The 25,320-nt window shown below is 46.8% G+C and carries 25 protein-coding genes and 1 pseudogene; 13 read left to right on the top strand and 13 right to left on the bottom strand.

Features of this window, described 5'->3' with window-relative positions; all coding sequences use genetic code 11:
• Nucleotides 1–15 precede the first annotated feature (15 nt).
• From Q9R23_RS10280 to yfkAB, 3 genes and pseudogenes are all read right to left on the bottom strand, one after another.
• Nucleotides 16–1,170 (bottom strand): annotated as a pseudogene (locus tag Q9R23_RS10280) (MFS transporter); the annotation flags it as partial.
• A 68-nt stretch (nt 1,171–1,238) separates the two neighbouring features.
• Nucleotides 1,239–1,421, bottom strand: coding sequence for a hypothetical protein (locus Q9R23_RS10275; RefSeq protein ID WP_023467292.1), 183 nt, complete (start codon nt 1,419–1,421; stop codon nt 1,239–1,241).
• A gap of 88 nt (nt 1,422–1,509) precedes the next feature.
• A complete protein-coding gene (gene yfkAB, locus Q9R23_RS10270) occupies nt 1,510–2,622 on the bottom strand; it encodes a radical SAM/CxCxxxxC motif protein YfkAB (protein ID WP_056063645.1) in 1,113 nt (370 codons plus the stop codon).
• Nucleotides 2,623–2,706: 84 nt separating this feature from the next.
• Here yfkAB and Q9R23_RS10265 point away from each other — a divergent pair, with 84 nt between their 5' ends.
• Both Q9R23_RS10265 and rlmD read left to right on the top strand, forming a co-directional pair.
• Nucleotides 2,707–2,919: an SE1561 family protein gene (locus Q9R23_RS10265; RefSeq protein WP_214856501.1), complete on the top strand. Its 213-nt coding sequence runs from the start codon at nt 2,707–2,709 to the stop codon at nt 2,917–2,919.
• 40 nt (nt 2,920–2,959) lie between these two features.
• Entirely contained in the window at nt 2,960–4,345 is a 1,386-nt protein-coding gene (gene rlmD, locus Q9R23_RS10260; protein ID WP_214856502.1) for a 23S rRNA (uracil(1939)-C(5))-methyltransferase RlmD, read from the top strand.
• Nucleotides 4,346–4,414: 69 nt separating this feature from the next.
• Here rlmD and Q9R23_RS10255 read toward each other — a convergent pair whose 3' ends face one another.
• From Q9R23_RS10255 to Q9R23_RS10225, 7 genes are all read right to left on the bottom strand, one after another.
• Nucleotides 4,415–5,293 carry an aldo/keto reductase gene (locus tag Q9R23_RS10255; RefSeq protein WP_214856503.1) on the bottom strand — a complete coding sequence of 293 codons (879 nt, stop codon included), beginning with the start codon at nt 5,291–5,293 and terminating at the stop codon, nt 4,415–4,417.
• 32 nt (nt 5,294–5,325) lie between these two features.
• A complete protein-coding gene (locus Q9R23_RS10250; protein WP_214856504.1) occupies nt 5,326–5,892 on the bottom strand; it encodes a TVP38/TMEM64 family protein in 567 nt (188 codons plus the stop codon).
• Complete coding sequence (locus tag Q9R23_RS10245) at nt 5,889–7,283, bottom strand: sensor histidine kinase (RefSeq protein WP_214856505.1); 1,395 nt, start codon at nt 7,281–7,283, stop codon at nt 5,889–5,891. Before Q9R23_RS10245 ends, Q9R23_RS10250 begins: the two co-directional genes overlap by 4 nt.
• A complete protein-coding gene (locus Q9R23_RS10240) occupies nt 7,280–7,963 on the bottom strand; it encodes a response regulator transcription factor (RefSeq protein ID WP_023467299.1) in 684 nt (227 codons plus the stop codon). Before Q9R23_RS10240 ends, Q9R23_RS10245 begins: the two co-directional genes overlap by 4 nt.
• A 127-nt stretch (nt 7,964–8,090) precedes the next feature.
• The gene (locus Q9R23_RS10235; RefSeq protein ID WP_214856508.1) at nt 8,091–8,651 is read right to left on the bottom strand and encodes a GNAT family N-acetyltransferase; all 561 of its coding nucleotides are present in this window, start codon (nt 8,649–8,651) and stop codon (nt 8,091–8,093) included.
• A gap of 230 nt (nt 8,652–8,881) precedes the next feature.
• Nucleotides 8,882–10,021, bottom strand: coding sequence for an amidohydrolase (locus tag Q9R23_RS10230; RefSeq protein WP_290758000.1), 1,140 nt, complete (start codon nt 10,019–10,021; stop codon nt 8,882–8,884).
• Between the two features lie 18 nt (nt 10,022–10,039).
• Nucleotides 10,040–10,948 carry a TIGR01777 family oxidoreductase gene (locus Q9R23_RS10225; RefSeq protein WP_311247000.1) on the bottom strand — a complete coding sequence of 303 codons (909 nt, stop codon included), beginning with the start codon at nt 10,946–10,948 and terminating at the stop codon, nt 10,040–10,042.
• 133 nt (nt 10,949–11,081) lie between these two features.
• Between Q9R23_RS10225 and Q9R23_RS10220 the strand changes: the two genes are divergently transcribed.
• The 5 genes from Q9R23_RS10220 to Q9R23_RS10200 all read left to right on the top strand — a co-directional run bounded on the left by Q9R23_RS10220 (nt 11,082) and on the right by Q9R23_RS10200 (nt 16,671).
• On the top strand, nt 11,082–11,897 hold the full coding sequence (locus Q9R23_RS10220; protein ID WP_214856511.1) for a RecX family transcriptional regulator: 816 nt from the start codon (nt 11,082–11,084) through the stop codon (nt 11,895–11,897).
• Between the two features lie 321 nt (nt 11,898–12,218).
• Complete coding sequence (locus tag Q9R23_RS10215) at nt 12,219–13,946, top strand: ABC transporter ATP-binding protein (RefSeq protein WP_214856512.1); 1,728 nt, start codon at nt 12,219–12,221, stop codon at nt 13,944–13,946.
• Between the two features lie 14 nt (nt 13,947–13,960).
• A complete protein-coding gene (locus Q9R23_RS10210; RefSeq protein WP_214856513.1) occupies nt 13,961–16,021 on the top strand; it encodes an ABC transporter ATP-binding protein in 2,061 nt (686 codons plus the stop codon).
• Nucleotides 16,022–16,081: 60 nt separating this feature from the next.
• On the top strand, nt 16,082–16,402 hold the full coding sequence (locus Q9R23_RS10205; protein ID WP_056063669.1) for a DUF1811 family protein: 321 nt from the start codon (nt 16,082–16,084) through the stop codon (nt 16,400–16,402).
• Nucleotides 16,399–16,671 (top strand): YfhJ family protein, encoded by a 273-nt coding sequence (locus Q9R23_RS10200; protein WP_311246999.1) that lies wholly within the window; start codon nt 16,399–16,401, stop codon nt 16,669–16,671. The genes Q9R23_RS10205 and Q9R23_RS10200 overlap by 4 nt, the downstream gene beginning before the upstream one ends.
• A gap of 45 nt (nt 16,672–16,716) precedes the next feature.
• Here Q9R23_RS10200 and Q9R23_RS10195 read toward each other — a convergent pair whose 3' ends face one another.
• Nucleotides 16,717–17,700, bottom strand: coding sequence for a metal-dependent hydrolase (locus Q9R23_RS10195; protein ID WP_311246998.1), 984 nt, complete (start codon nt 17,698–17,700; stop codon nt 16,717–16,719).
• A gap of 103 nt (nt 17,701–17,803) precedes the next feature.
• Between Q9R23_RS10195 and mutY the strand changes: the two genes are divergently transcribed.
• From mutY to Q9R23_RS10175, 4 genes are all read left to right on the top strand, one after another.
• Nucleotides 17,804–18,820: an A/G-specific adenine glycosylase gene (gene mutY, locus Q9R23_RS10190; protein ID WP_311246997.1), complete on the top strand. Its 1,017-nt coding sequence runs from the start codon at nt 17,804–17,806 to the stop codon at nt 18,818–18,820.
• Complete coding sequence (locus Q9R23_RS10185; protein ID WP_035412732.1) at nt 18,820–19,245, top strand: SRPBCC family protein; 426 nt, start codon at nt 18,820–18,822, stop codon at nt 19,243–19,245. Before mutY ends, Q9R23_RS10185 begins: the two co-directional genes overlap by 1 nt.
• 116 nt (nt 19,246–19,361) lie before the next feature.
• Nucleotides 19,362–19,904, top strand: a complete 543-nt coding sequence (ntdP, locus tag Q9R23_RS10180; RefSeq protein WP_023467311.1) for a nucleoside tri-diphosphate phosphatase — start codon at nt 19,362–19,364, stop codon at nt 19,902–19,904.
• Between the two features lie 90 nt (nt 19,905–19,994).
• On the top strand, nt 19,995–21,728 hold the full coding sequence (locus Q9R23_RS10175; protein ID WP_214856525.1) for an ABC transporter ATP-binding protein: 1,734 nt from the start codon (nt 19,995–19,997) through the stop codon (nt 21,726–21,728).
• 48 nt (nt 21,729–21,776) lie between these two features.
• Here the strand turns inward: Q9R23_RS10175 and Q9R23_RS10170 are convergent, their stop codons facing one another.
• Nucleotides 21,777–23,075 carry a glutamate-1-semialdehyde 2,1-aminomutase gene (locus tag Q9R23_RS10170; protein WP_214856518.1) on the bottom strand — a complete coding sequence of 433 codons (1,299 nt, stop codon included), beginning with the start codon at nt 23,073–23,075 and terminating at the stop codon, nt 21,777–21,779.
• 175 nt (nt 23,076–23,250) lie between these two features.
• On the opposite strand from Q9R23_RS10170, the gene perR reads away from it, so the two are divergent.
• Entirely contained in the window at nt 23,251–23,673 is a 423-nt protein-coding gene (perR, locus tag Q9R23_RS10165) for a peroxide-responsive transcriptional repressor PerR (RefSeq protein WP_369792039.1), read from the top strand.
• Nucleotides 23,674–23,687: 14 nt separating this feature from the next.
• Here the strand turns inward: perR and Q9R23_RS10160 are convergent, their stop codons facing one another.
• Nucleotides 23,688–24,050 (bottom strand): DUF2614 family zinc ribbon-containing protein, encoded by a 363-nt coding sequence (locus Q9R23_RS10160; RefSeq protein WP_029340912.1) that lies wholly within the window; start codon nt 24,048–24,050, stop codon nt 23,688–23,690.
• Between the two features lie 114 nt (nt 24,051–24,164).
• Between Q9R23_RS10160 and Q9R23_RS10155 the strand changes: the two genes are divergently transcribed.
• Nucleotides 24,165–25,034, top strand: a complete 870-nt coding sequence (locus Q9R23_RS10155; RefSeq protein WP_311246996.1) for a nucleotidyltransferase-like protein — start codon at nt 24,165–24,167, stop codon at nt 25,032–25,034.
• Nucleotides 25,035–25,320: the final 286 nt, after the last annotated feature.

Below are 25,320 nucleotides of genomic sequence, written 5' to 3'. Positions count from 1 at the left end.
CGCAAGGTCCGTTTTTTAGATTCGGGGTGTCTCATGACGTTTGGCATACCGCAATAGAAGCGCAAGCGTCGTCAAGACAAGAACGAATAAACTGAAATACAGCATGGAAGGGAGTATGACGAACAGACTACCGGCAATTGGACCAAGAATCGAACCGAGACTGAAGGCAATCCCGGCAAGTAAGTTACCCGTCGGTAGAAGATGACGTGGTAGCTGTTCTGTCATATAGGCAACACCGAGCGAATACGTCGAGCCGAGTGCCATTCCACTGACGGCAAAAATCGCGAACAACCAACCGTAACGTTCGAAGGCGAAGCAAGCAGTGAGAAAAGCGACGGAACCAATCGACAGTACAGTGACTAACGTCCGACGTTTTCCGAAGTGATCGGCAAGTCGCCCCAGTGGTAGCTGCATGATCAATGAGCTGACGACGAATGTCGTGATTAAGGTACTTGTCTCGGATAAACCATATCCGTTACGCGTCGCAAAAACGGGAAAACTGGCATTCAGTGTGGCTTCGAGAAAACCGTATGTAAAACCAGGAAGTAATGTAAACCAAGCAGTCGATAGGACGAGTCGATACCGTGAAGCAGCACTTTGCAATTCCTCTGGCATAACGGACGACGGTTTTTCATTTGGCATACGGAATAATAAAATCAGAACGATGACGGTCAAAGTTCCTGTTAACACGAACGGTAACCAATCGATCACATCGACGAGCGGTGCAGCAAGAGGACCTAAGGCAAAACCGAGACCGAATGCCATCCCGTATAACGACATCGTTCGTCCTAACCGCTCGTTTGGTGTAATGGACGTTACCCAGACTTGTGACCCATAATGTAACGTCTGATCACCGAAACCGACGAGGAAGCGGAGAATTACCCAAGCGATAATGCTTGGGAGTAATGGGAATAAGAAGACAGCCACTGCGACAAGGGCAAGACCGAATGAGATGACAGGAATATAACCACGCCGTCGTAACGGACCTTCCATAAGAGGTGCGGCAACGATGACACCGATATAGAGGACGGCGGCACTGAGTCCGTTAATGAAAGCAGATGTCCCTTGACGTTCTAACAAGATGGACAGTAATGGAATCAGTAATCCTTGTGTGAAACCGGAAATGAAGACGATCGATAAGATGAGAGCAAAACGACGTGACACAAGTAACGACGACCTTTCTTTTTTCTTTTAGCATAACACGCCCCGGACTTCGAAAAGGGAGACCGGGGCGTGTTTCATTTATTTTCTTGTTCAAACCGTGTCGGACGAGGCATGTGCAGGAGATGTTCATCCCAATCTGTCTGATCGAACACTTCATCATGTTCGATACTGTGTGAAGCACGAATACCAACCATCATGACGAACAAGACCATACTGAACGTACCGATGATTGCGACAATACCTACGAGCCATTCCATCCCGGTCACCCCTTTTTATAAAACAGAATGTGTCTACTTTGTGACATTTTTCCCGGGACGCCATTGTTCAAAACCTTTTTTTTGATTCTTAAAGCCGACTCGATTGTTTTGTGAAATCAATCTCAGGGTAATATGCGTTTTTCACAAGCGCGTTCGGTCCAAGACACTGCACCGCAGGACAGTGACATGACAAGCTTTTATTCAGTTCTGTCTCTTGCCACTGGGCATACGCATCATTGAAGGACGTCTCGTGAATCGTACCGAGCGAAGCGAGTTCGTCACCGAAATCGGTTACGATGATTTCACCATCAAAGATGTTGACGTTAAGACGAGAACGACCATCAGGGTCATTGCGAACCGATACGTTTTTTTCTTGACGCAAGCGACGGTGCAATTCTAAATCTGCCTCTTCCATCGAACATGCGTAGAAAGGAAGTGTTCCGAACAACATCCAGACGTTCGGATCGCGGACGTCGAGCAAACGATGGATTCCATTGCGAATTTCGGATAAGCTAGCGGCTTCGATCATCGACGCGAAGTCAGCTGGGTACATTGGATGCACTTCGTGACGGACACAGCCCATATCGACGATTTCCTTATGGATCGCTTCAAGATGTGGCAACGTCCGTTTATTGATCATCGTTTCGGCAGACACGATGACACCACGTGCATTCAAGACACGAGCATTCTCTTTCATCGTTTCAAATAGTTTCGTTCGTGCTTCACGTGACGGTTTTCGCTCCATCATCGCAAAGCCACCATCGATGAAATCATCGGCTGTTCCCCAGTTATGTGAGATATGCAAGACATCGAGATAAGGGATAATTAATTCATAACGAGATAATGGAAGTGTTAAATTTGAGTTGATTTGGGTTTTAGCGCCACGTTCGTGGGCATACTTAAGTAAAGGGACGACGTACTCCTTGACGGACTTCATTGAAAGCATCGGTTCGCCGCCTGTAATGGAAAAGGCGCGTAGGTGTTCGATTTCATCCAGACGTTGAATAAGCAGTTCGACAGGGATTTCAGGTGACTCGCTACTGGATAACATGTAACCGACGGCACAATGTTCGCAGCGCATGTTACACAGTTTTGTCGTCGTGACTTCAATGTTCGTCAAACGGACCGTGCCGTATTGTTCAATGTCGCGATAAGCTTCCCACGGATCGTTCGCGATCGTGATGGGTGATGAATGTGACATAGATACTCCTCCTTTTTAGTTCTCCACTTCGTATCGTATGCTAAAATAACGTCGGAATCCAGCGGAAGAAAGGAAGTCTGAATAATGGGAAAAGCAAGAACTGATAAACTTGGTCAAATGAATGTGCTAAAATCAAGAATACAGCTTCTCTGTCATACAATCGATTCACTCGATGAATCATCAGATATCGAAGATTTGGAACGACTGATCGTATCACTAGATCAACTCAAGGCAAAAGTCGTTCGGTATGCGAAGGATATGAAAGAACAAGAAGAAACGAAAAAAGCGGTAGATTGAGACCGCTTTTTCATTTGCACAAACGGAAAGGATGAAATCGATGGCAACAAAAATCAAATTAAAGACAGGTGAGGTCCGTTCAGTCACGTGTCTACGGATGGGCATCAACGGTGAAGGGATCGCGACGCTCGAGCGACAAATCGTCTTCATCCCAGGATTGCTTGTAGGTGAGACGGCACAAATCGAGATCACGGAAATTCATGCGAACTATGCGAATGCGAAAATCTTAAAGCGTGACGATCGTTCACCAGACCGCGTGACACCACTTTGCCCAGTCTATAGTGTCTGTGGTGGCTGTCAATTACAACATATGAGTTACGATGGGCAATTGCGTTATAAGGAAGAGATGCTTCGCAATGCGTTCTTAAAATCAACGAAATTGAATGTCGAAAAGGCCGATATCCGTCCGACGATTGGTTCGAAGGAGTGGGGTTACCGCAATAAATCACAATTCGTCGTCGGGAAACAAGGCAATGAAATCGTTAGTGGTCTCTATTCTGCGAATTCGAATCGTCTGGTCGCAATCGATGATTGTGTCGTCCAAAATAAGGATACGCTTCGTGTCAACCAAGCTGTCACGAAATTACTCAACGATTATAAAGTACCTGTTTACCATGCAGCAAAACAAGACGGTGTCATGCGCCATATCGTCGTCCGGACAGGAATCAAAACGGGTGAAATTCAAGTCGTGCTCGTTGCCTTTAAAGACGGCTTCCGTGATCTAGAGGGTTTGTCGCGCGATATCATGGACATTCCAGGTGTCGTCTCGGTCGCGCTGAACATCAATGATAAGTTAACGTCACGTGTCTTTGGAGAAGAGACGGAAGTCTTGCGTGGTGTCGAACGGATTGAAGAAGAGATGGGCGAGTTCACGTATCAACTGTCGCCACGCGCCTTCTTCCAGTTGAATCCGGAACAAGCAGAGCGGATGTATGAAGAGATCGCGCGTGCTGCTGCTTTGACAGGCGAAGAACGTGTCGTCGATGCTTACGCAGGTGTCGGTTCAATCGGACTTTGGATTGCTAAGGGTGCAAAAGAAGTCCGTGGTATGGAAATCATCGAAGAAGCAGTTGAAGATGCGAATGCGCATATGAAGCAATATGGCTTTGACCATGCGCATTATGTCGTCGGTAAGGCAGAAGCATGGATTCCACGTTGGGTGAAGGAAGGCTGGATTCCAGACGTCTTTATCGTCGATCCCCCCCGTTCAGGTTGTGATACGCAGTTATTGAACGCAATGATTTCGTCTAAGGCGAAAAAAATCATCTATGTCTCGTGTAACCCGCAGACGCTTGCACGTGATTGCGATCATTTGATGAAAGCGGGATATAAGGTATCGTACATTCAACCGTATGATATGTTCCCACAAACAGCGCACGTCGAAGCGATCGTCGTGCTCGAAAAGAAGAAAAAGAAAAAGTTCTAAGCGCGAAAAAAGCCCGTATGCACTCCTTGAACGAGTGGACATACGGGCTTTTTTTCTGTGACTGCTCACTTACGTTTGCGAAACATAATCGAACGTGGCATCACATTCGGAAAAACGTTCCTTCAATTGACTGACGCGGTCAGCTGGGAGTGGACCACGTTCAATCAATTGCTGGTTCAAAGCGAGGTGTTCTGGTCGAGACGTTCCGATGATGGCCGTCGTGATTCCTGGTTCGAAAATTGTAAAACGTAACGCGGTCTCAAGCCAGCTAGATTCCTCGAGTGGATAAGCCAATTGTTGTGCTCGTTCCCAGTATGGTTCAACATATTGTCCGACCGGACGATCCGTGAAGCGCCACGGTGCATTACCGATTGGACGTTTGGCGATGACCCCGTGATTCAAAAGTGTAGGTAAGACTTGATCGACGCGTTGATCAAACAGATTGAAGGATGTCTGGAAACTATCGAAGCGTTTCGTTTTGATGGCATACTGCAAATCTTCTCGGTCACCAGAATAAGCGATGACTCGGACTTTCCCAGCTTGTTTTGCTTGTTCAAGCGCTTCGATGACGTCACTTTGAGCGAGGATTTCTCGACTACAAGAATGTAAGTGTACGATGTCGAGATGATTCGTTTGCATCGTCTGTAAGGCTTGATCGATGCCACCATGGACCGCTTCAAAGGTCCAGTCCTGCGTACCGGGAACATCATAGCCGACTTTCGTCGACAGAATGACGTCGTGCCGACGATTCTTTAGAAATTGTCCGACGCGTTGCTCCGATAAGCCATAGCCGCGTGCTGTATCGATCAGATTGATGCCAAGATCACGTGCTTGTTCGAGTAAATAAACTGCTTCGCGATCCGTCATCTGTTCTGCGCCGATGTGACCAGCTCCGAACCCAAGCGGGGATACGAATAGATCGGATGTTCCAAAACGTCTTAACTCCATGAACGATACTTCCTTTCAGACAACCTGTAGTTTTATATCGATGATGCTCGTTTTTGGCGATTACGATAAATCAGATAACCAACGAGTGCCACGCCTGCTATCGACCATTGGACGATGGACGAGAATTGCAAGAATTGATGGACAGCGAGCACTTCGACTAACATCGCTGGAATTTTTCCAATCGTACTCGCAGTTAGGAAGAGTAAGACGGAAATACCACTAGCAGCACTGACAATGTTGACGATGCCTGACGGGACAAATGGTAACAGCCGTAACAAGATGATCGTCCAAAAAGCTTCATGTCCTTGTTGTGTTTGGAGCTTTTGTTGCAAACGATTGACTCGATCTGGAAGCGGGCGACGAAGGGCATACTGCAGTCCTTGTCGGTAAATTAGGAACGCACAAACCGCACCTAAGACTTCACCGGTGAAAGAAAGCAATGTGCCGATCCATAATCCGAAATAGACGAGATTCGCAGCGGTGACGAACGTACTCGGTAGGACACCAAGTACACTGACGACGACGCCGATCAAGACACTAACGAACGGAGCGAACGGTCCGAAGAGTTCAAAGGTTTGGATGACATGTTGTTCCATCATTCAAATCCATCTTCTTCATCCGGAAGAAGTGGTAACTCGATGTGAACAGTCGTTCCTTCTCCAAGAACGGAGTCGAACCGGATCGTTCCATCATGACGATCGATGATGTGTTTCGTGATCGCAAGACCAAGACCGGTTCCGCCATCTTTCCGCGTCCGTGATTTATCGACGCGATAAAAGCGTTTTGTCAATCGATCAAGATGCTCTTCCGGAATGCCTTCTCCTTCGTCCCGGATAAGGCAATGCGTCCGGTCGCCGATCGTTTCAGTCGACAAGAAAATCTGTTTGCCAGGCGGCGTGTACCGTAAGGCGTTATCGAGTAAATTGCCGAAGACTTGCTCGAGACGGTCTGTATCGCCTAAGACGATTTGATCCGGATCGAGATGCATCACGAACGTGACCCCTTTCGACTGAGCAATTGGTTCCATCCGGTAGATGACATCCTCAAGTACTTGACTGAAGACGAGCGGTTGCTTCGACATCGGGTAGGAATCGCGCTCAAGTTGAGCGAGATCGAGCAGATCATTGACGAGACGTTGCAGACGTTCCGTTTCCCGTTCGATGATCTGGTAATATTGCGCACGCTTTTCTTCCTCCAGCGAATCATCCTGCATCATCTCTGTATAGCCACGAATGTAGGAGAGAGGTGTCCGCAATTCATGACTGACGTTCGCAAGGAACTCCTTCCGCTGCTCGTCGACTTCCCCAAGCGATTCCGCCATCTTATTCAGAGTTTCTGCGAGTTCGCCAATCTCATCATCCGATTGAATCGGAATCCGGTAATCAAAGTCACCTTGCGCGTAAACCGTTGATGCGCGCTTCATATCGATTAACGGACGAATGATTGTATCAATAATCTGACGACCAAAGATGACGAGATTCAAGACGATCAGCCCAATCATGAAGAAGATCATCAGGCGGAGTGGACGGAACGGTTCACTGATTTGTCCAAGTTCCAGGTACAAGATTAGCGTACCGACCAGTCGATTGTTTTCGATGATCGGAAATCCGGTCATTAGAATATCCGTTCCTTCAATCGGATGGGTCCGGCTCGAGACGACAGTCTCACCATTACGAAGCTGTTCGATGTCCGCATTCGTCAAAAAACGGAGTCCTGCCGGATTTTTCTTTAGAAAATCGATGAAGAAGACTTTCGATTCCGTCAATTCATTCGTATAAGTCATCCCATCATAAAAAGCACCAGATAAGCCTTCGGATTTGTAAATGTTGATTAGCTTTTCCCCACGGTTCAATAAGATATCTTCTTGCGTCTGAAGATAGAACCGGTCGTAGAGATAAAACGTCAGCAGGACAAATAAAATGGCAGAAAAAACGCTTGTAAACCAAATCGTAATCCAAATCCGGCGCCGGATCGTATAGCGCTTAATCATACTTCCTCGAATTTATAACCGATGCCCCAGACGGTTTGAATCGAGCCACCGGCTTCCCCGAGCTTTAAGCGAAGTGTTTTAATATGCGTATCGACCGTCCGTAAGTTACCGATATAATCCGCACCCCAAATTTGATCGAGTAGCTGTTCGCGAGAAAAGACCTTATCATTGTTTTGAGCAAACAGATGTAACAAATCAAATTCCTTACGCGTCAGACTGACCGGCTTGCCATTGACGTGGACACTCCGACTTTCAGTGTCGAGTTCAAGCATACCGAGCGTTAAAGTAGCCGATTGATCAACTGTAAAACGGTGAGAACGACGAAGAGTCGCTTCGATACGAGCAAGCAATTCTCGGGGACTGAATGGTTTTGTAATATAGTCATCAGCTCCGATTTTCAGACCGTGAATCCGATCGAGCTCGTCCGAACGTGCCGTCAGCATGATGATCGGAACATTTGAGAACTCACGGATGCGCATACAGGCTGTCAAGCCGTCCATTTCCGGCATCATGACATCGAGTAGAACGAGATGGAATGTATTTTGTTGAATGAGATGGATCGCTTCTTGTCCGTTAGAAGCTGTCATCGTCGTGTAGTGTTCTTTTTCGAGATTCGAGACGAGAAGGTCACGCATTTGTGCTTCATCATCTACTACGAGAATATTAAACGATTCTGGCATTAGTCTTCGCTCCATTTCCTGTAGAAGAAAAGGTTTCTTCCATAAAGATAATTTTTCTTATTTATCATACCATTTCAAACTTTATAAACGCATGCGTGGACGCAAAAAAGCATGAGAGACAAGGCTCTCATGCTTCGAGTTGTTGATGATCGTATAGTGTTTCGAGTTCCCGACCATGAATGTACATGTGGAAACTAGATTTTGAGACTTCATATAGCGTGAACTGCGTCTCGCCAGCATTCAATTGCTCAAGAAGCGCAGGGCGCAACTCATCCGCACAAAATGCATACGGCAATTTTTCAGCTGCTTTTTGTGACCGAATGTTGCTTTTGCGAATTTTCATGAAGACACTCTCATATCCAAGATCGAAGAACAGCTCAGAGAAAAAGGCTTCTTTCGCTAAATGATTGTATCCTTTACCATGATACGGTTTACCTAACCATGTACCGAGAAACCCATATTGTCCTTCGATATCGAGTAAACTGATCGTACCAATCGGTTGATCGAATTCATCTAGGATAGTACGTGATACGATTTCGCCACGTTCTTCCTCTTCGATTGCCTGCTTTGTAGTAAACAGAAATTCATCAAAGTACCGTGTTTTTTGGCGGACGTACGGATATACGTCTTGATGCTGCATCAGTTCGAACAAATCAGCGCAGTCGCTCAGCTCCCGTTGCTTGAGCATACTTCCATTCCTCCTTTTAGGACCGCAAGAATGATTGTCGAAAGCTACCTGTCTGACTCGTTTGAACCGCGCATGGTATGCCTTCTTCAGTTGTCGGATAAGATAATATTACCTTCTTTTTTTAAAATTGCAAGAAAATAATTTTTGTGAAAAAAGATACAAAAACAAGATGTTTTCCATAAGCGTTTAAAACCCCCGCTAGGTGTAAAAAACACCTAGCGGGGGGCGGATTAAGTCAAGTTCAGTTGAGCGTGTTCAAAAATGATTTTTCCATCGATCATCGTCATGAGCGGCTTCGCTAAATAGTCGAGTGGGAAGTGACTCCACAAGACGAGATCCGCGTCTTTTCCGATCTCAATCGATCCGACCCGATCGTCCACACCGAGCGAACGGGCTGGATGAATCGTGATCGCGCGTAAAGCGACATCGACCGGTAGACCTTCTCGTGCGGCAAGACCGGCGCAAAGGTTCAAGTACTGGACAGGTGTGTACGGATGATCGGTCGTAATCGAGATTTCAAGACCATGTTCGTGAAGAACTCGATACGTTTCCCATGTTTTATTCTTCAGTTCGATTTTAGATTTTCGTGTAAAGGTTGGACCGACCGTCACTTTTTCGATCGGTAGCTGTTCCATCTCTTTTGCAACGAGATGACCTTCCGTACAATGTTCGATGCGTAAATCAAGATCAAACTCTTCCGCAAAACGGATAGCAGAAAGGATGTCATCTGCTCGATGCGCATGTACACGAAGCGGCATTTTGTGATCAAGGACCCGTTTGATCATTTGATGGGCGAACGTTTCAGAAACGGGCTGCGTCCGAACTTCCAGAAAGGCTTCGCGCAACATCCCCATGATGCCCATCCGTGTCAGTTCACCAGCACGACCAGCACTATGGACACGTTTCGGGTTTTCACCGAGTGCCACCTTCAGACCCGCGTACTTTCGCAGGATCATATCATCGATGAACCGTCCGTGCGTCTTGATGACACTCGTGACGCCACCGATGATGTTCATGCTACCGGGCATGACTTGAACGGTCGTGATCCCATGTTGAACGGCTTCCTTAAAGCCTTCATCAAGCGGGTAGACGCCATCAATGGCACGAAGATGAGGTGTCATCGCGAAAATCGTCTCATTCGCATCATTTCCGACTGTTCCGGTACCTTCATCATATAATCCAAGGTGTGTATGGGCATCGATAAAACCGGGCAATAAAAAGTGACCTTCTGCTTCAATGACTTGATCGCTTTCTAAATGATCCAGTAATTCACCGATTTCAATGATTTTCCCATCACGAATGCGGATGTCACCGTAAAAACTGTCCGAAGTAATCGGATAGATATGTGCATTTCGAATCAAGATATCCAAGTATCGTCCACCCCTGTACTAGTTTGAATGCTCGATTGCTCGTAACGCATCCTTTAGTTCAGCATACCGAAACTTGTATCCGTTTTCGAGCGCTTTTTTCGGAACGACACGAGCTCCTTCTAGTACAATCGTACTCTTTTCGCCGAGTGCGAGTTCTAACACGAAGCGTGGCGCCGGGAGCCAGTGTGGGCGATGTAAGACTTTTCCGATCGTCTGTCCGAAACGCCGCATCGTTTCCGGATGAGGAGCAGTGATGTTCAGCGGTCCTTCGACTGTCGGGGTCTCGAGCGCGAATAGGAATAACTCGACTAGATCATCGATGTGGACCCAGGAGACCCACTGCTTTCCGTCGCCCATCGTCCCACCACCAAACAAGACATAAGGGAGACGCATTAACGGATAAGCGCCACCGGCTTTCGTCAAGACGACCCCGATTCGTGGATGGACGAGACGAATGCCGGCGTCAGCAATCGGGCGAGCAAGGTCTTCCCATGCGACACAGACATGACTTAAGAAGTCAGCGGTCGGTGGAAGTGGTTGATCTTCAGAGAAGGTCTGATGCCGATCCTGTCCGTAAATGCCAACCGCAGAAGCAGATAAGACGACGTCTGGTTTTTGGTCGAGTGCTTCAACGATCCGGACGAGTTCCTTCGTCGTGCTGACGCGACTGTCGAGAATGGCACGTTTGCGTTCATCCGTCCAACGTCCATCGTTGATCGAAGTACCAGCAAGATGAATGAAGGCATCGACGCCCTCTAAGTGCTGTTCCGGCTTTGCGTCTTTTGTCATCCACTTGATATATGTGATATGCGCATCGTTCGCTTTCGGATGACGCGTCAAGATAAAGATGTGATGTCCTTGCTCGAGCAAACGCTTCGTCAAGGCTTGACCAATCATACCGGTTCCACCGGTAATCGCAATGTTCATGTAATCCATCCTCCTTGAAATAAGTAAAAGTAGCTTCTTTCCATTTGTTCCCGTTCCATGGTTTCACTCAAACATAGACCTGCCTGTTCATGATATCGTAGAACTACCGAATCAGGTTAGGGGAGGGAACGACATGAAGATCAAACGGATCTCGACGCAGAAAAAGAACAGCGAACGATTCAATATCTATGTCGAGCGTGATGGCAAAGAAGAGTATGCCTTTGCCGTAGACGTCGATATCTTAATTAAATACAATCTGCAACGCGATAAGGAACTCGATGACGACTTCGTCAAGGAAGTGTTGACGGCTGAAGAACAGCAAAAAGCATATCGTCTCTCGTTGAATCATCTATCGTACCGCATGCGGGCGACGAGTGAAGTCGTCGCCTATTTAACGGAGAAAGAGACACCGGAGCATGCGATCAAACATGCAATCGAGCGATTGACGGAGCAACGCTATCTGGATGATCAACAGTTCGCACTTGCTTATACGGCAACGAAAAAAGCGACGACACCTCAAGGACCGGGACGGATTCGCCGCGACCTTGAGGCATTGAAGATACCAAAGACGGCGATTGATGAAGCGATCGTGACGTTTACTGATGAAGAGGAATACGAAAAAGTCCTGAAGTTTTTGCGGCAAAAACAAAAAGAGCTTCAACGACGATCCGTGCGGGAACTGACACAAAAATTACAATTAACGCTTATGCAACGTGGTTTCTCGTCCGATTTGATTAAAGCGGGCATAGAAGAGGTGTTTTTAGCTGAAGAAGGTGACGAAGAAGAACAGGCGGCCCTTTATCAAGCGCGTAAGTATTATCCGAAATATCGGCAACTTGAACCGTTCGAGCGTGAACAAAAGGTGAAGCAAGCACTTGTTCGAAAAGGATTTCCATACGGTTTAGCAGCTCAAGTCCTTGAACAAGTCAAAGAAGAAGAGGCGGAATAATAAAAGCAAGACGAAAAATTGACAATTATCCGACAATTGTGCTATTCTACGCACAGACTAAGAAAAGGAGGAACCGTCCTATGAAAAAGCCAATTGGTTTCACTCATATCCAACAGCTGAATACGACGGAGACTCTTGAGCGCGTTTAAGTAATTCATTTCATGTGCGAGCAAGGGGATTCGTCTCCCGAGCGCGCAGACGAACAAGAATGGATCATGCCCATTTCAAGGCATACTGATTCTCGGACTGCATCCGGAAATCCGTATGCCTTTTTGCGTGCTCGGAAAAAGTACTTCATTTTACAGTAAAGGGGGGACCCTCATGCGTTTATTTAAGCAATTGAGTTGGTTTCTTAAAGAACACAAATCATCGTATCTCGTAGCAGTCATCTTGTTAATCATCACCGGCTTCATCGATTTAACGCCACCGTGGCTGATCGGTAAGGTCATCGACGGTTTACGATCAGGATCGATGGACCGGACGACACTCTTACAGTATGTCGGCGGATTAACGGTCATCTCCATTGTGTCCTTCATCTTGACGTATCAATGGTTAGCGAAATTATTCGGAACGGCCTTTTTATTAGAACGGACACTTCGGAGCCGCTTCTTTACGCACTTATTGAAACTGACGCCGACGTTCTATCAAAAGAATCGGACGGGAGACTTGATGGCACTCGCGACGAACGACTTAAAGGCGGTCGAGCGGACAGCCGGATTTGGTGTCTTGACGCTCGTCGACTCGTTGAACATGACGGCAATCACGCTCGTCGTCATGGGGGTAGCGATCGATTGGAAGCTGACGCTTGCTGCCTTGTTACCGATGCCACTTCTCGCTTACGCGATGAATAAGCTCGGGAGTCAAATTCACGGACGTTTCATCACGGCTCAGGATTCATTCGGAACGATGAATGACCAGGTCGTCGAATCGATTTCCGGCCTGCGTGTCATCCGCTCATTCGTACAAGAACCAGTCGATGTTAAACGGTTCGATGATGTCACGACGGATGTTTTTGAGAAAAATATGCACGTCGCAAAAATCGATGTCTTATTTGAACCGATCATCAAGCTGCTCGTCGGGTTCAGTTACTTGATCGGCTTATCGTTCGGGACATATCTCGTCTTTACGAACGACATCACGCTCGGACAATTGGTCGCCTTTAACATCTATCTCGGGATGCTGATTTGGCCGATGTACGCCTTTGGTGAATTGATCAATGTCATCCAGCGCGGAACAGCAAGTCTTGATCGTTTAGAAGCAACGATGCGAGTCAAACCGTTGATTGCTTCGACACCGCGGAAACACGTCGATCGCCCTGAACGGATCGAGATGAACGATTTGACGTTTACGTATCCAGAGACAGCGCATCCGGTCTTACGAGATTTGAATATGACGATTGAACAAGGAACAACGATCGGTATTGTCGGACCAACAGGATCCGGGAAAACGACGTTCTTGCGTCAATTCTTACGTGAGTATCCAATCGGACGGGACATGTTGACAGTCAACGGCGTACCGTATGAAGATGTTGCGCTAGAGACGGTTCGCGGATGGACCGGTTACGTCTCTCAAGAACATTTGCTGTTCTCAAAATCCGTCCGGGACAATATTCTGTTTGGTGCAGGTGAAGCGACAGAAGCTGAATTGCAGGAAGCGATTCGTCTCGCATCGTTCGAAAAAGATATCGAAACGCTGGAACAAGGACTTGAGACGATGGTCGGTGAACGTGGCATCACGTTGTCGGGAGGACAAAAGCAACGTCTGTCAATCGCGCGGGCGATGTTAAAAAAACCAGAGTTGCTGTTGCTGGATGATTCATTATCAGCGGTAGATGCGAAAACGGAATCACATATCATTGATTCGATTCGATCGAATCGCCACCAATCCACGACATTAATTGTTGCCCATCGCTTATCGGCAGTGGCACATGCGGACGAAATCATCGTCTTACAAGACGGAATGATTTCTGAACGAGGAACACATGACAGCCTGATGGCACAAAATGGCTGGTACGCTCAACAATTCGAGCGACAAAGTGAAGAGATGTAAGGAGGTGCCTTTGCATGAATGAATTGGAATTATATCAACTCGATCCGGCACGTCGGAAGACGACGATCCGTTCGTTAATCCGCTATGCGATGCATGAGAAAAAAGCAATTTTCTTAGGATTGTTTCTACTCGTATTAGCAGTCGGAGCGGAATTGACAGGTCCGTATATCGCCAAAGTCATCATTGATGAACATATCGTTGCGATTGAAAAGGACTGGGTTGAAGTTAAAGCGGACGGTGCGGTCACGTATGATGGTCGTCAGTTCGCCAAAGCACAAGACGTATCTAAAAGTGAAATCGTTCAATCCGTCTCGATCGTCCAAACGGCTAAGGGATACTTGTTCGTACCAAAACAAGTCGTCAGTGGAGGAGAACGGAAAATTAGTGGGAATACGCTGACGGTCACGCGTGGAAACGATGTATACACGTATGACGGTATTCAAAAGCTGACACAAGGGCAGGTCTATGATTTTTATTCAAAGGACTTAAAAGCGATTGGCTGGTTATCGTTGATCTACGTCCTTTTGCTGCTTGCAGCAGCTGGTTTGAACTGGATTCAACAAATTTTGCTCCAACGCTCTGCCCATAAAATCATTAAACGGATGCGTCTTGATGTCTTTACGCATCTGCAACGGTTACCGGTCCGTTATTTCGATCAGACGCCAATCGGGAAAATCGTTAGTCGAGTCACGAATGATACGGAGACGATTCGCGATCTTTATCTCGGTGTGCTCGCCCGGGTCTTCTCGGGGATCATCACGATGGCAGGGATTCTCGTCGCGATGTTCTTCCTCGATTATCGCTTAGGACTCGTCTCGCTGATCATCATTCCGATCGTCTATTTCTGGATTCAGCTGTTCCAGAAACTCGCGACGAAGAATAACTTCAAGGTCCGCTCCCTCGTTGCCGACATGAATGGTCAACTGAATGAGAACATCCAGACGATGCCAATCATTCAGGCTTATGCACGTGAGAAGGAAGTTCTTGCTGAATTCGAACAAAAGAATGAAGAGAACTATCAGACACGGGCAAAGTTGTTACGACTTGATGCCTTGATGTCACACAACTTATCCTACTTTTTGAAAAACTTGACGCTCGCCTTGTTGATTTGGGTCGTCGGCGGAAAAAGTCTGACGAATGGATCGTTTTTATCACTCGGGATCTTATATGCGTATATCGATTACGTGTCCCGTTTATTCGAACCGGTCACTCAAATCATGAATCAGCTGTCACCGCTGCAACAAGCGCTCGTGTCAGCGGACCGAATGTTCCAGTTGCTCGACGAAAAGGGCGAGCCGGTCGAACAAGGGCGCGTTGCTCGGTTTAAAGGAGCGGTATCCTTCAAAGACGTCGAATTCAGTTACGAAGCGGGAAATCCCGTATTACGTGAAATTCAAATCGATGCTCGTCCTGGCGCGACGATTGCCCTCGTCGGTCATACGGGTAGCGGGAAAAGCTCCATCATGAACCTGCTGATGCGTTTCTATGATCCGTCAAAAGGACAGTTGTTGATTGACGGACAGGACGTGACGACTTTACCGAAACAAGCGGTTCGTGAGCATATGGGGATCGTCTTACAGGATCCGTTCCTCTTCACAGGAACAATTCGCTCGAACATCACACTCGGCAATCCTGATATTTCCGAAGAACGGGTACGACAAGCGATCGAAGCCGTCGGCGCGGATCGATTCATTGATCGTTTACCGAACGGGCTCGATGAACCAGTCATCGAAAAAGGTGCCACGTTATCAGCGGGGGAACGACAGTTGATCAGTTTTGCCCGTGCGCTAGCGTTTGACCCTGCAATCCTAGTTCTTGACGAAGCGACAGCGAGTGTTGACTCGGAAACGGAAGCGGTCATTCAAGATGCCTTGCTGACATTAACGAAAGGACGAACGACGTTCATCATTGCCCATCGCTTGTCGACGATCAAGGATGCGGACGAGATTCTTGTTCTCGATCATGGTCAGATCGTCGAGCGAGGATCCCATGATGTACTCCTCGCGATGTCCGGGATTTATGCGAAAATGTATGCATTACAAAGTAAGCGGAATCTAGAATTGAAATCAAGCTAATCCATCCAGTTTCTCCTCCTTTTCGTTTATACTGAAAAACGAAGAGGGGGAGTTTTTGTAATGGAGACACGGATGAGTCAATTATCGAAATACGAACTTGAGATGTTGATCACGAAATTAAGTGAACAAAAACGAAAAGCGGAGCAACACGGGAACGTCAGTGAAGTGGAAGTCGTGACGCGAAAAATCGCTATTGCGAAAAGTTATTTGATCGATCCGAAACGATTCGAACGGGGAGCCTTTTACCGAATTGAAGGAGAAGAGGCGCGATTTGAGTTACACTTCGTCAATGGCGTCATGGGCTGGGGACATTTTGAAGGAACTGCTCAAGAAGTCGCGATTCCGCTCGCATTATTCACAGGAGAGGGGGAGCAGGCATGACGAATCGAGAACAAGCACTAAAGCAACTGGCTGAAGAATTACTACAAGTAAACGACGTACTGACCTCTGACGAGGCATTAACATGGGTCGAAGTCTTATGGGAAGATTTCGAAGCAACACTCGCGCGCGCAGGTGAGAAGTATCAAGGTGAAGCCGTTGCAGTTCATTTCGTCGAGCAACAGATTAAACAGCATGGGGCGATGTTACACCGATTTAATACGACGAACGAAAAATTCAAGCATTTGATGACAGGTCGAAACGTCGAATGAAAAAAGCTCCGCACATCGGGATTTCCGTTGCGCGGAGCTTTGTCTTTATAATGCAGGGATGAACAGTTTTTTCTGCAAAGTCCGTTCGCTGAACACCCAGCCGGTATAGGAGCTGACGATTTCTTGTGTAGCAGCGTCGATTCTGACGACGGCAACGAATGGATAGACTTCCTTCGTGAAATAACGAAGGTTGGTGAAACGGTATTCGACAATGCCATCTTTTCGTGAGACCGTATACGTATGAATCTTCGAGAACTCAAGAAATGCTTGCAAGTCCGCGTTTTGTTTAACAATTTCGTACAAGGCGTCACCATGCGGTTCGTCCTTGATCCGGAAGTTTCCGCATTCGACGACGGTTCCACTGTTGATCTTAACGACGGAATACTCATCGCGTAAACGTGCTGCGACATGCCACTCATCCCATTTCATGCCAGGTGAGATGAAAAGCTTGTGTGCGCCGCGATAATAGCGCGCTGCGGTCGCAAGCGCGTCATTTCGTAACTTGAATTGAACAGCGTAGTAAATAATGACGATGGCAATTAAAATCGGGAAGATGACGATCGTCGCTTTCGTCAATAACCAAATCCCGAACGCGGCATAATACATCGTGAACAGATACGGATCAAATGTGTTGATGACACCCCAACCAATCCAGGATTTTTTGAACGGGTGTAAGGCTTGTGTTCCGTAAGCGTTAAACAGATCGACGAAGACATGAAGAGCGACAGCGATCTGCGCCATCAGCCATAATGAAGTCGGAGGTATACCGAATAACGTACCGATGACGATCGAAAGTAATAACGGCCAGGCGAGTAAGGCGATCAATCCGTGTGATTTTCCGCGATGTTGGCGCAAATAGGCGCTGTTTCCTTTGAACTTAAAGACAGTGTCGAAGTCCGGTGCGTGTGAGCCGACGAGCGCCGTCGTCGTCACGGCAGCAAACAGCGTCGTGCTCGCTGCGACGTCAGGGTGTAGCGTCGAGATGGCGGCGAGACAAAGTCCCATGCCGATATGCGTACCAGTATCCAATGCGAATTCGCTCCTTCTATAAAATCGTGATGGTGAATCCATCGAGGTTCTGCCGAGTAATTTTTAATAAATATATCGTATCCAAGAGAAAAGAGGTAACCTTTTGACTGTCGTTCAAGAATATTTCACAAACTTTAATAAAACACAATTTACCACAGAACTGATTGCCTGGTTCCTTCGTGAACAGCGGGATCTCCCGTGGCGAAGAACCAAAAACCCATATCATATCTGGATTAGTGAAATCATGCTTCAACAAACGCGCGTTGATACAGTCATCCCGTATTATGAGCGCTTCACGAAACGTTTTCCGACACCGCATGATTTAGCAGAAGCGGATCAAAGTGAAGTGCTCAAACATTGGGAGGGCTTAGGGTACTATTCCCGTGTCAAGAATCTTCAAATCGCGGTTCAGGAAGTTGTTGAAAAATATGATGGGATCGTTCCGGACGAAAAGGAATTGTTCAGTCAACTGAAGGGTGTCGGTCCGTACACGACAGGAGCGGTTCTATCGATTGCTTATGGGCAAGCAGAACCAGCAGTAGACGGAAACGTGATGCGCGTCCTCTCACGTGTACTTGGGATTTATGAAGACATTGCTGCACCGAAGACACGGAAATTGTTTGAGGCGGCGGTACATCAATTGATTGATCCAGCTGATCCGTCCAGTTTCAATCAAGGCTTGATGGAACTCGGCGCGATGGTCTGTACACCGAAGTCTCCGATGTGTGGACTTTGTCCTGTTCAAGACGTTTGTTTTGCATATGATCGAAATGCACAGGAAGAACTACCTGTGAAGACGAAGAAAGGGAAGACGCAAATTATTCCGTATGATGCTCTTGTTTATGAAGCAGACGGAAAAATCGCAATTGAACAACGGGCGGAGACCGGTTTGCTTGCTGGCATGTGGCAATACCCACTTCGAGAAGCAGAAGAAGAGCGTGACGGAACGCTTATCGGACATGTTCGACACATCTTTTCGCACCGGATTTGGGAGATTGCTGTCTATCGCGTGACGGAACAGCCGGACCAGACGATACTAGTTGATCAGGAAACGTATGCGACGCATCCGATATCTGTCGCCCAAATGAAGATTGATCGACTATTAAAGGGGGAGATCTAATGCATACTTTTCGATTTGAGACGCGTGTCGATACATCAAAGAAGCAAGCGTGGGATTTTTTAAGTGATGCCAAGGCATTGAGTCGATTGACGGTATTTCCGCAAGTGAAGACGTCGGGTGATACACGGACGCGAGCCGGGAATACGATTCGTCTACGTGTCGGAGTTTCACCACTATTTGTTTCGTGGACGTCTTGGATTCCTTTCGTAGAAGAATATGTCTTCGTCGATGTTGGTACAAAAGTGCCGTATCCGTTTCGTGCCTGGTGCCACGTGCACCGAGTCGAAGAACGTGAATCTGGCGTCTATTTCATGGATGAAGTGACGTATGCCTCCTTCTTACCAGCCTTCGTCATCGAAGCATTCATCTTGAAACCGATGTTCAAACAGCGAAAAAATGCGATTTTGAATCACTTTCAAGGCTGAATTCCGTCATTTTTCTGAAAAAATACCCTTTCGTTTTTCATGTGTTCTGAAAATGGGTATAATAAGCACGAGAGTATAACAGAATGGAAGAAAAACGCTTTAGAAAGGAGTAGCACATGAGTCGATTCCCAAAAGAAAGTAGCAAGATTGAGATTCAAAGTTTCAAACATAACGGGAGCTTACACAGAGTTTGGGAAGAAACGCTCGTGCTGAAATCGACGGAAGAAGAATTGATTGGGTTCAATGATCGCATCATGGTCAGTGAATCGGATGGTCGTCAGTGGCGAACGCGAGAGCCTGCAATCTGTTATTTTTCAACAGAACTCTGGTTCAATGTCATTTGTATGATTCGGGAGGATGGCATTTACTACTACTGCAACCTCGGATCACCTTCTACGTTCGATGAGAAAGATCGAGCAGTCAAGTACATTGATTATGATTTAGATATCAAAGTATATCCGGATATGTCCTACATGATCCTCGATGAGGACGAATATGAGAAACATCGCCGCGAGATGAATTATCCGAAGGCGATCGATCGTATTTTGAAAGACAATGTCCAAATCCTGATCCAGTGGATTCGTAGTCGCAAGGGTCCATTTAACCCGGCTTTCGTGGATATGTGGTATCGTGAATATGAAACAAGATATCGGAGATGATGGTTCGCCATCGTCTTTTTTTAGTTGAAGGAAGTGAAACACGTGGCAACACAAGCAAAACGTAAGCACCAAGGCTCGATTCGCCGCTATATGGCGTTTGTCAAGCCGTATCAAAAACAGATCCTCTTGACGGTCTTCGTCGGGATCATCAAGTTCTCGATCCCGCTCGGACTTCCATTGTTGTATAAGTACATCATCGACCATATCCTAACCGGGAACACGATGCCAATGGCGGAAAAAAGTAAGCAATTGGCGTATTTGATCGGAGCAGGTGTCTTCATCTTCTTGATCGTCAAGCCGCCGCTTGAATATGTCCGTCAATATCTCGCACAATGGTCAGCGTCGAAGATTCTATTTGACGTACGGAACCGATTGTTTGATCATGTTCAGAAATTGTCGCTTCGTTTTTATTCGAATACGAAAACCGGAGAAGTCATTTCGCGGATCATCAATGATGTCGAGCAGACGAAAGACTTCGTCGTCACAGGATTAATGAATCTATGGCTTGATATGATCACGATTTTTATTGCCATTGCCATCATGTGGACGATTGATCCGAAGTTGACACTCGTCGCCATCATTCCTTTACCCTTCTATGCCCTTGCCGTTAAGTTCTTTTACGGTCGCTTACGTGGATTGACACGGGAACGTTCGGCAGCCCTTGCGGAACTACAAGGTCATTTGACGGAGCGGGTCAACGGGATGGCAGTCATTCGTAGTTTTGCACTGGAACCACACGAGAACAAAGCGTTCAAACATCAAAATGACGGCTTTTTAAAAGCAGCGCTTCGTCAAACGAACTGGAATGCGCGGACGTACGTCGTCGTCTCGACGATTACGGACTTCGCACCAATCCTGATCTTCGGAACGGCGGCGTTCTTCGTCTTGAACAATCAAGTGACACTTGGGACGATGGTCGCGTTCATTGGTTATATCGACCGTCTGTATGCACCGCTCGGTCGTCTCGTCAACTCTTCAACGACGTTGACACAGTCGATTGCCTCGATGGACCGGATGTTCGAGTTTTTAGATGAGCCGTATGACATTACGGAAAAACCGAATGCGCGTGAACCGAAAGATGTCCGCGGAAACGTTCAATTTGAAAACATCAGTTTCGCTTACGAAGAAGGCGGTGAGCTGGCGATCGATCGCTTGACGCTTGACGTTCAGGCAGGCGAACGGATTGCTTTCGTCGGGATGTCAGGTGGCGGGAAATCAACGCTCGTCAGTTTGATTCCGCGTTTTTATGATGTGTCTGCCGGTCGGATCACGCTTGACGATGTTGATATTCGTGACTTGAAGTTGCGAGGTCTTCGCGATCAGATCGGGATGGTCATGCAGGAATCGATTCTATTTAGTGAGTCGGTCCAAATGAACATCAAGATGGGGAATCCGGACGCGACGGACGAGGAAGTCATCGCAGCAGCAAAAGCAGCGAATGCCCACGAATTCATCGAACGATTACCAAACGGTTATCATACGCCGGTCGGAGAACGAGGCGTTAAGCTATCGGGTGGTCAAAAACAACGTCTTGCGATTGCGCGGGTCTTCTTGAAGAATCCGCCGATTCTAATCTTAGATGAGGCGACGAGTGCGCTCGATTTAGAGAGCGAAGCGATGATTCAAGATTCGTTAGCACGTCTTGCAAAAGGGCGGACAACGTTTACTGTCGCGCACCGTTTATCAACGATTACCGATGCCGATAAGATCGTCGTCATTGAAAATGGTCAGATTACGGAAATTGGCACACACGAAGTTCTCATGCAAAAACGAGGCGCTTATTTTGAACTGTATGCCATTCAAAATCTGGAACTCGTCGAATAACAAAAAACAGCGCCCCTTGCGAGGGCGCTGCTTTTTTAGTGAAGAGACTTAAAGTCGAGCAAAGGCACGATCGACTGCTGCGATCGTCTCTGTGATGTCGGCTTCCGTATGTTCTGTCGTCAAGAACCACGCTTCGTATTTCGAAGGAGCGAGGTTGACGCCTTCTTCCAGCATCAATTTGAAGAAACGTCCAAACATCTCGCTATCTGCACGTTCTGCACCATCGTAATCGATGACTGTTTCATCCGTGAAGTAGACCGTCATGGCACCTTTTAGACGGTTGATCGTAATCGTGACGTCATGACGTTTTGCTGCTTCCAGTACACCTTGTTCGAGTAAGGCACCGAGGTGATCAAGTTTTTCATAGACACCAGGCTGCTCAAGTAATTCAAGACAAGCGATACCGGCAGCCATGGATGCTGGGTTCCCTGCCATCGTACCTGCTTGATAAGCCGGACCGAGTGGCGCGACGTGTTCCATGATTTCTTTACGACCACCATAAGCACCGATCGGTAAACCACCACCGATGATTTTGCCGAGCGCCGTCATATCGGGGCGGATATTGAGTAGTTCTTGTGCACTGCCGTATGTGAAACGGAATGCAGTGATGACTTCATCGTAAATAACAAGTGCGCCGTGAGCATGCGTGATTTCGTTGACTGCAGCAAGGAATCCAGGTTGCGGTTCGACGATACCGAAGTTTCCGACGATCGGTTCAACGAGTACACAAGCGACTTGATCGCCCCATTGTTCCATGATTTGACGATAGGATTCGATATCATTGAACGGTGTCGTGATGACTTCTTTTGCCGTCGCTTTCGTGACACCTGCTGAATCGGGAGAACCAAGTGTCGCTGGACCACTTCCTGCTGCGATCAGCATCAAATCCGAGTGACCGTGGTAACAGCCACTGAACTTCACGACAAGCTCACGACCTGTATATGCTCGTGCGACGCGAATCGTCGTCATGACGGCTTCCGTTCCGGAGTTCGTAAAACGTACTTTTTCGAGCGAAGGAATTGCTTTTTGTAGTTTATGTGCAAAGTCGATTTCTAGACGGTGGGGCGTGCCATAAAGAAGACCGTTCTGGGCAGCGTGTGTGATCGCTTCCGTAATGTGGGGGTGACCGTGTCCTGTGATGATCGGACCGTAGGCCGCTAAGTAATCAATGTAGCGATTGCCATCGACATCATAAAAGTAAGCACCTTTTCCGCTTTCCATATAGACAGGTGCACCGCCGCCGACGGCTTTGAATGAACGGGATGGACTGTTGACGCCACCAACGATACACTCTTGTGCGATTTCATATAACGCCTCTGAAGTAGGGCGAGTAGTATGGGTAGACATGAAGATTCCTCCAATCGATGATTCGTGAAAAATATCACGATATGATTGTATCATGGACGTCAAATCCGGTGCAGAGCCGTTGACGGAATGCCTATTTGTAGGTAGACTAATTATAAAGATTACAATCTGATAATCAATGAAAGATAGAAATGAGGGGATGGACGTGGCTAACGAAATGCTGGATGACGCCGTGAAGTCACTTCGGGAATCAGGCGTTCGAATGACACCACAACGTCACGCGATTTTGGAATATTTAACGACGGGACACACGCATCCGACAGCGGATGAGATTTATCGTGCACTCGAACATCGTTTTCCAAACATGAGTGTGGCGACTGTATATAATAACTTACGCGTGTTTCGAGAAAAAGGAATCGTTGAGGAAATGAATTACGGAGACGCTTCAAGTCGCTTCGACTTCGTTACGACACGCCATTACCACATGATCTGTGAAAATTGCGGAAAGATCGTTGACTTCAACTATCCTGTGCTCGATGATGTCGAAACGGTTGCGGCGCACTTAACAGGCTTTAAAGTCGATCGTCACCGATTAGAAGTGTACGGAACTTGCCCGGACTGTCAATCGAATGTCCAATAAAAAAACGAGCTGCCTTAGCGGGGAGCTCGTTTATTGTGTTTATTATATTTTTCATCGAATTCTTTACCTTCAAGAGATGGATCCATCGTCAGTGGTTCATCGCAATGCATACATAAGTCGACGCGACCAAGAACTTTTGTTTCTTTTCCACAGTTCGGACAAGTGACGACAGCTGCCTTCGTTGATGTCAGACCAATCAAGAAATAGAGTGCCGTACTGGCGAGAACCATGACGAAACCGAGAAGCATGAGTAAGACCATGATGATCTCGAATTGTTTGAGTAATAGACCGCCATACATGACGAGCATCCCACCGAAGACGAGAAACATAGCTAAGTTTCGCGCGCGGTTTATTTTATTTTTACGTTGTTTTTTCAAGTGAATTCCCCCTGTTGTCAGTCTAGCATAAGAAGTGGGATTGCCTGAAGAAGGAAAGCTTGTTTTTTTGTCGAAAATGGTAACGACGAGTTCGTATAGAAGGGTGAGAAGTAAATGGAACAAGCAACACGAACGATTTATTCGGAATACGCGGCTTATCGTGAAACTCAAGGAATCATTGCGGTCGAAAAACGACAACCACGGGATTCCCTGACGGATCAATTTGATACACTTCTTGTTGTCATCACAAGAGATCCGGAAGTCGAATGGACGATTAAACATTACCGATTGAATACGTTGAAAGTATCTTTACATCTTGTACACGAGGATGTGTTATCGCGTTGGATTTTATTGAACGCTAATCGACGAGCAATTCATTGGATTGCTGAAGGGACGATCGTATTCGAACGAAACGATTACTTAGTTGACTTAAAAAGACAATTACTCAATTTTCCTGATGAGGAACGATATTTACAGATGACGATTTCCTTTGCTAAATTGTTGCGTCGTTTCCAAGATGGAAGAAACTTGTTTAGTCGCGGACATCATTATGATGCCTATACACATGTCCATCATGCGTTACATCACCTCGCACGGTTATCCGTCCTCGAAAAAGGAAAACATCCTGAAACGGTCGTTTGGGAACAGGCGCGACTCGATGACCCGGATGTCTATAAACTATACGAGCAATTATTGATGAGTGAAGAGACACTAGATCAACGTATTCATCTTGCTTTGATTGGGCTTGAGCACCTTTTGCAGTCCAAGGTTTTATCGGGAGGACGCTATTTATTCGAAATTATGCGTGAACGGACGGATCCTTGGACGATGTATGAATTGATGGAAGAAGAACGACTGCAAGAAGTTAAAGTAGATTTGAGCAGCTTAATCGATTTCTTCATGCGAAAAGGTTTGATTCGTATCTCATATCAAACGACTAAAGGGGCGGGAGTCGAACTCGTGACGTATGAGCCGGTCGTATGACGATCGGCTTTACTTTTTCCTAGAATTGTTTTTGCTATATATAGAAGAAAAAAGATTTCAAAAGTTTTTTTAGAAAAACTATTGACGATATTATACCGAGATAGTATATTAATACATGTCGACAGGGCAACACGCGCTGGACGGTGACGGGAAAGAAAAAAGATTTCAAAAAAGGATTGACGCTTAAGTTATTCCGTGATATCTTATTAAAGTCGCTGAAAACGACACGACGAACTTTGAAAACTGAACGATGAGGCAAAAATCGTATTCTACGGAATACAAACAT

This window comes from Exiguobacterium sp. BRG2 (assembly GCF_031844245.1).
GTDB lineage: Bacteria > Bacillota > Bacilli > Exiguobacteriales > Exiguobacteriaceae > Exiguobacterium_A.
The sequence above is the reverse complement of the archived record's forward strand: the minus strand, read 5'-3'. Positions and strand labels throughout refer to the sequence as shown.